Origin of the sequence: Lactobacillus sp. UMNPBX6 (genome assembly GCF_002553975.1) — a bacterium.
In the GTDB taxonomy this organism is placed as follows: domain Bacteria; phylum Bacillota; class Bacilli; order Lactobacillales; family Lactobacillaceae; genus Lactobacillus; species Lactobacillus gallinarum.
This window is the reverse complement of sequence record NZ_PCZD01000118.1, coordinates 1-1,148: the sequence shown is the minus strand read 5'-3', so window position 1 is coordinate 1,148 and position 1,148 is coordinate 1. Positions and strand designations below refer to the sequence as shown.

Below are 1,148 nucleotides of genomic sequence, written 5' to 3'. Positions count from 1 at the left end.
TTTTATATTTTATCAAATCTCAAATCCTTTGTCAAGAACTTTTTTGATTTGTTTTCTGCCGCCTTGGCTCTCGCCTGACGACATTTAAATATATTACTCGTTTTGCTTTAACTTTGCAAGTCTTTTTTTCAAAAACTTTTTTAAAGCTCTCGAGCTCTTCGTCATCTCTCAAGACGACTTTATTAATTTACCCTACTTTCTCTTTTTTGGCAAATCCCTCTTTTGTTCGAGTTATTCATGAAACACATGGATGTGTTGTAACCAAGCTTCTCTTTTATGCTTTTCTTTTTAATAGCTTTTTATTTATTCTAGTCTTATATTATCGATTTAGCTTACAATTGCCGAACTTTATTTGCAAAACACTTTTTCAATTTTTTGTCAAAATATTTAACACCACACTAAAATTGCAGCAGCATTGGCAAATAATATTTCAATTTCACGCTTTTATTTTCTTCACTACACTTATCGCCAAGTTTCCTCAGTACCTTGCATTACAACTAAGTAATTCAAAGATCTCAGTTAGAAAATTATGCAGATAGACTTAGGCTCAATTATGATTAGCTTATTCGGTATCCGATATATTTATATTCAATATGAATTTAAACGTATACAAAAATGTTAATAATTTACTCACTCAACTAGCAATCTTCAAGAAGATTCTTTATTTTTTCTTATAAAGATAAGCTTCGTACTAATTATCTAAATGCCAAATTTTTCATGCTCGATCAAGAAATGAGATTCTTTCTCAAGCGGTTTAAGCAGATAATTCAGCTTAACCTTCCCTAAAACTTCTTAGTGGCTCATTCATTACGACTAGCATCCTATCTCAGACAAAGCGGTCAGTACCCAATATTTACTCAAGTTGACCTCATTGGATTTTATTAAGATAAGATCTTAATAAGAAGGGAGCAAGCAAAAAAGAGGAGACCAAGCGTTCATGATCTCCCCTTTTTTCATCTTTTCCTCTTAAACAAAAAAGAAGGAAGCTAGGCTTCCTTCTCTCTCCTTACTCCGGCTGTCAGACTCGAACTGACGACATCTTGATTAACAGTCAAGCGCTCTACCAACTGAGCTAAGCCGGAATATTAAAAAAGAGCACGGCAGCTTCCTTTCCTCGCAGGCAGTTGCCCACCAACTACTTTCGGCGT

The 1,148-nt window shown here is 34.2% G+C and carries 1 tRNA gene; it reads right to left on the bottom strand.

The annotated features are described in order from the left end of the window. Positions 1-1,009 precede the first annotated feature (1,009 nt). Positions 1,010-1,082 (bottom strand) — tRNA-Asn (locus CP357_RS09905). Positions 1,083-1,148: the final 66 nt, after the last annotated feature.